This window comes from Chamaesiphon sp. VAR_48_metabat_403 (genome assembly GCF_031422475.1).
Lineage (GTDB): Bacteria > Cyanobacteriota > Cyanobacteriia > Cyanobacteriales > Chamaesiphonaceae > Chamaesiphon.
Map to the genome: position 1 here is coordinate 1 of NZ_JANPLS010000221.1, position 5,752 is coordinate 5,752.

The 5,752-nt window shown below is 43.4% G+C and carries 5 protein-coding genes; 3 read left to right on the plus strand and 2 right to left on the minus strand.

Annotated elements, in window-relative coordinates:
- Positions 1-136 precede the first annotated feature (136 nt).
- Together miaB and RMO79_RS10285 are read left to right on the plus strand one after the other, a co-directional pair.
- The gene (gene miaB, locus RMO79_RS10280) at positions 137-1,483 is read left to right on the plus strand and encodes a tRNA (N6-isopentenyl adenosine(37)-C2)-methylthiotransferase MiaB (protein WP_310483056.1); all 1,347 of its coding nucleotides are present in this window, start codon (positions 137-139) and stop codon (positions 1,481-1,483) included.
- Entirely contained in the window at positions 1,483-2,394 is a 912-nt protein-coding gene (locus tag RMO79_RS10285) for a carbohydrate ABC transporter permease (protein WP_396136567.1), read from the plus strand. The genes miaB and RMO79_RS10285 overlap by 1 nt, the downstream gene beginning before the upstream one ends.
- A 9-nt stretch (positions 2,395-2,403) precedes the next feature.
- Here RMO79_RS10285 and RMO79_RS10290 read toward each other — a convergent pair whose 3' ends face one another.
- Entirely contained in the window at positions 2,404-3,645 is a 1,242-nt protein-coding gene (locus tag RMO79_RS10290; protein ID WP_396136568.1) for an MFS transporter, read from the minus strand.
- Between the two features lie 309 nt (positions 3,646-3,954).
- Between RMO79_RS10290 and RMO79_RS10295 the strand changes: the two genes are divergently transcribed.
- Positions 3,955-4,269: a hypothetical protein gene (locus tag RMO79_RS10295; protein WP_310483059.1), complete on the plus strand. Its 315-nt coding sequence runs from the start codon at positions 3,955-3,957 to the stop codon at positions 4,267-4,269.
- 157 nt (positions 4,270-4,426) lie between these two features.
- Here RMO79_RS10295 and glmU read toward each other — a convergent pair.
- Positions 4,427-5,752: bifunctional UDP-N-acetylglucosamine diphosphorylase/glucosamine-1-phosphate N-acetyltransferase GlmU (glmU, locus tag RMO79_RS10300; RefSeq protein WP_310483060.1), on the minus strand; the 1,326-nt coding region annotated here is incomplete at its 5' end.

A 5,752-nucleotide genomic window follows, 5' to 3' on the forward strand; every position in this document is an offset into this window, starting at 1 on the left:
ACACAATCTACAATCCTACCACGGAGACAGACACCTGTCAAAAGCATTTGGTGTTCCTAGTCACAAAAGCTCATCTTATGGGTGCAATCTTCTATAATATATTCGCACGGCTTGAATACTGGTATCGATAACCTACATGAACCCTGAAAACCGCAGCTATCACATCACTACATTTGGCTGTCAGATGAATAAAGCTGATTCCGAGCGGATGGGTGGGATCTTAGAAAAAATGGGCTTTCAATGGTCGGACGATCCGCTAACATCAGACCTGATCCTTTACAATACTTGCACCATCCGCGATCTGGCGGAGCAAAAAGTTTACTCTTACTTAGGCAAACAAACTCGTCGCAAAAAAGATCGTCCCGATCTGATCTTGATTATGGCAGGCTGCGTCGCCCAGCAGGAAGGTGAGGCTCTGTTGCGCCGCATTCCCGAACTAGATTTAATTATGGGGCCGCAACATGCCAATCGCCTCGAAGACTTGTTACAGCAAGTATTGACTGGCTCTCAGGTAGTTGCTACCGAACCCGTCCACATTATCGAAGATATTACTAAACCGCGCCGCGATAGTAGCGTCACCGCTTGGGTAAATGTAATTTATGGTTGTAACGAACGGTGTACCTATTGTGTTGTACCCAACGTGCGTGGCATCGAGCAATCGCGCACGCCTGAAGCAATTAGATCGGAAATTAAAGAATTGGCACGTCAAGGTTATAAAGAAATTACCTTACTCGGTCAAAATATTGATGCTTATGGGCGCGATTTACCTGGCTCTACTGTCGAAGGTCGGCACTTAAATACGCTGACAGATTTACTTTACTATATTCACGATACTGAAGGCATCGATCGAATTAGATTTGCCACCAGTCATCCGCGTTATTTTACCGAGCGATTGATTAAAGCCTGCCACGAATTACCTAAAGTTTGCGAACATTTCCACATTCCGTTTCAGTCGGGAGATAACGATATTCTTAAAGCCATGTCGCGCGGATATACCCACGAGAAATATCGCCGGATTGTCGATACCATCCGTCAGTATATGCCCGATGCTTCAATTAGTGCCGATGCGATCGTTGGATTCCCTGGCGAAACAGAAGCACAGTTCGATAGAACTCTGCAACTAATCGCCGATATTGGGTTTGATATGGTGAATACGGCGGCATATTCCCCCCGTCCGAATACTCCTGCGGCAGTGTGGAATAATCAACTCAGTGAAGAAGTAAAAATCGACAGATTGCAACGGATCAATCATTTAGTTTCTCAAACTGCGATCGAGCGATCTGGGCGGTATCTCGATCGGGTAGAATCGGTCTTAGTCGAAGAACGCAACACCAAAAATCCCGACCAAGTGCTCGGCAGAACAGGCGGCAATCGCCTCACTTTTTTCAACGGCGATATCGAAGAGCTACGTGGTAAAGTCGTGCCTGTCAAAATTAGTGAAGTCCGCGCATTTAGTCTCACAGGTAATATGTTGACACGATGATGAATATTGGCAAATCTAAATCGGATCGGTATTGGTTAGAACGGTTTGGCAAACTAATCGATCGAGAGGATATAGCGGCAGGAATATTTTTATTACCAGCCTTAATTATATTAGGTTTGTTTTTAGTTTTCCCAATTATTTATTTAGGTTATCTCAGTTTTACTGGTGGCAGCTTTACGAGATCGGGCGTACACTGGGTTGGATTAAAAAATTATGTTCGATTGCTAGTCAGTCCAGATTTCTGGCAAGTTATTTTCAATACGATTTATTTTACAGTTGGGACGGTGGTTCCGAGTACGATTATTCCGTTAGGGTTGGCAGTATTACTCAATCGGAAGTTACCATTTACAGGTATATTTAGAACGATTTATTTTATTCCCTCGATCGTTTCGTTAGTTGCGGCTGGATTGGGGTTTAGATGGCTGTTTCAAACTGATGGTGCGATCGATAGTTTGCTCGGTAATTTTGGAGTTGCTAAGATTGCTTGGTTGAGTGATTCGGTGTGGGCAATGCCTGTGGTTATTTTAGTAAGTGTTTGGAAACAAATTGGTTTTAATCTGGTCGTATTTTTAGCTGGATTGCAAGCTATTCCTACCAATCGTTACGAGGCTGCGGAATTAGATGGAGCCAATAGTTGGCAGCAGTTTTGGTATATTACCCTGCCGGGACTACGATCGACATTAATTTTCACTGCAATTACGACCACGATTTTTACACTTAAAAGTTTCGAGCAGGTGTATATAATTACTGGTGGCGGCCCGCTAAATTCTACTAATTTATTAGTTTATTATATTTACGATCGGGCTTTTGCCAGATTTGATTTTGGCTATGCAGCAGCAGCGGCGATGGTATTATTTGCCTTCACTTCTATTTTGGTGTATTTACAGCTCAAAACTTGGAAGCAAGATTAATTAGTTTGGTTATTGTACTGCTAATTTGGGCGTATATTTACGTCTTTGGCGAATTGCAAAATACAGGACTATGAATGTAAATATGCCTGCTAAATATAGCGGGTAACCATAAGTTTCTGGACGATCCTGGTTGACCATCAATCCGGCGATAATCGGGCCGATACCGTTGGCTGCACTCAGATATGAAGCATTCAGCCCAGACATTCTACCTTGTTCTTCTGGGCTGGTATTGAGCGAAATTAGAGTGCTAATCATTGGCTGTACCAATGAATTAAATAATGAGAAAATCGTGCTGATAATTAGAAAGAAGTAAATGTCGGGAATAATTGGCATCAATACAAAAGATAAACTTCTGAAAAATAATCCTAAAAATAAAATTTTGACTAAGCTCAGATATCTAGTCATAATCTTAACGCCTTGAATCTGAACGATGACTCCAACGACACCGATCGCCAGAAATAATAATGTTAAAGATTTATTGTCTTGATGTAAAACCTTGAGATAATATGGTTGAAAAGCAAAGGTGAATAAAGTAAATGTGGTGCCGACGCACAAATTGATAATAAACAGAATACCTAATTTGGGAAAGGTTAATCCGGTAATTAAATCTTGCAGACCTAAATCGAAGATATTCACGCGCTCTTCGGATCTTTCTGGTAGTGTTTCTGGCAAGAAAAAGATCGTAATTACTAAAGCGATCGCTGCAAATACCGCCGATACTAAAAATGCCGTACCTAACGATCTTTGTTGAGCCACTAAACTTAAAACTGGCCCCATTACAAATCCTAATCCCAATGATGCTCCAAAGATCCCAAAACCCTTAGCTCTATTTTCTGGTGTAGTTACATCCGAAATAACTGCCTGAGCGACTGAAATATTTCCACCCGTAATTCCATCTAAAAACCGCGCCAAAAATAATACTGAGGCGTTCGGTGCCGTGCCCGCTAAAAAATTACCAACTACCGTACCTGCTAGACTAATAATTAATAGCGGTCTTCTACCAAATCGATCGGACAGTTTGCCAATAATTGGCGTGGCAAAAAATTGAGCGATCGAAAAAATTGCAAATAGAAAACTAGTCTCAATATCGCTTAAATTAAACTCTCTCCCATATTGATAAATTGTCGGAATGAGAATTGTAAAACTCAGTGAGTTAATGATATTGATGAGTGCAATAATCCAGAAGCTGCGATTCATGAGGTTTGGTGTTAAGAATTGAGCGTGACTGATGGCATCTGCCGATCGAGCGATCGAAATATACACGTATACGTATTTACACGCAGACTCAGCCAAAATACATTTGAATAAATCCGGGGATCTTCGGATTAATATTGGTATCAATTTCGATTAAACTCGATCGCATTAGATCGTAATTTGACGATATTTAACTTACAAGTAATGCTGCAAGTGAATTATCTTCCAAGCTATCGAAAATCGGGCTGAATTTTAATTCACCGTTGGCTTTGTAGCGAAAATATAGTGTCGAGTACATCGTTGACTCGACCGATCCAAACATTTTTTACTCCCACCCCGATTTGTTGCCGCTCGCTTTAATATCCTATGTCAGAACCCCTTCATCCGAGATTATCTGCTTTTGCCACTCCTCTAGTTCGATCGGCATTGCCCACTGGTAATGGGTTTGGAGCGTCGAATCTGAAGATGTCGCAATGCCCAGAATTAGTATTTCCGCTCGACGATAGTTCGGTAATGAAGGCAAGATCTCTGGTATCTATTGACACTCAGCGATCGTCGCCATTACTCATGAAAGTAGGTCAGATTTTTGTACTTTCCTTGTGGTTATGGTGTGCGATCGGTGCTGATTTTTGCTTTAATAGCGTACGGGCAATATCGACTTACGGAACTCAGGATGTTTGAGTCGTAATCAGTTTGGATTTTGCGGGTGGCGATCCTCTTCCTCGATCGATATTTACAGCCTACAAGTTATTGGATGCGATAGTAGTCCTTTACCCCACCCCAGCCCTCCCCTTTACAAGGGGAGGGAGCAAGAGCCAGCCTTTTCTACAAAATCCGACTAATCTTGGTGCCATTTTGGTCGCCAACCGGGTTTAATGGTTTGATGAGATCGGGCGATTGCCAAACAGTCATCGGGGATATCGCTGACGATGGTAGAACCTGCGGCGGTGGTAACTTGGGCACCGATAGTTAATGGTGCGACCAGCGTGTTATTGGAGCCGATGCGGGTAAAATTACCAATAACGGTTTGATGCTTATTTTTTCCGTCGTAATTGACAGTAATCGTGCCCGCACCGATGTTAACTCGTTCGCCCACAGTCGCATCGCCGATATAAGACAAATGAGCGATATTGGTATTATTGCCGATCGTGCTTTTTTTCAACTCGACAAAGTTACCCACCCGACAAAATTCGCCAACTTGTCCCTGTTGACGGATGTGTGCGAATGGCCCGACGATCGCATTATGACCGATCGAACTATCGACAACCACCGAATACATCAGCGTCACATTCGTGCCGATTTGGCTATTTTCAACTAAACTATTCGGGCCGATCCGGCTACCACTCCCGATGGTTGTATTACCGCGCAAATGAGTTTGCGGTTCGATAATCGCATCGACCCCAATTTTAACGGTATCGTCGATCGTCACGCTAGCCGGATCGATAATCGTGACACCAGCCGCCATCCAATCATCGACGATCCGCGATTGAAGAATTTGATAAGCAGTCGCCAATTGTCGCCGATCGTTAATGCCTAAAATCTCGCGATCGTCGGCGACATCGGATACCATCACGGGTGAGAGAAAATTGACCGCATCGGTGATGTAATATTCTTGCTGACTGTTATTGCTTTGCAATTTGGGTAAAACTTCCTGAAGTTTTTGCCAGTTAAAGCAATATATCCCCGCATTTACCCGACGATTTTGGCGTTGCTCGGCGGTACAATCGCGATCTTCGATAATTTCTTGGAGCAGATTGTTGCTATCGCAAAATACGCGCCCGTAGCCTTGCGGATTGGCAATTTGAGCTGTAAGTATCGTGGCCGCATTTTGATGCTGCTGGTGCGTCTGTAAGAGTGCGCTGAGGGTTTCGGGACGCAGCAGTGGCACATCGCCATTTAATACCAATAAATCTCCCTGAAAATCGGCTAAATGGGGTAGCAGTTGTTGAACTGCATGTCCGGTACCCAATTGTTGCGTCTGCTCGACAAATTCTAAGTCGGGATAATCGACCATTGCTGCTTTGACTCGGTGGGCTTGATAGCCAACAATCGCCAGTTGTCGTTCGGGTTGTAACTCCTGACAACCAATTAATACCCGCTCGACAAGCGATCGTCCTCCCAGTAAGTGTAATACTTTGGGTAAGTCCGATCTCATTCGCGTGCC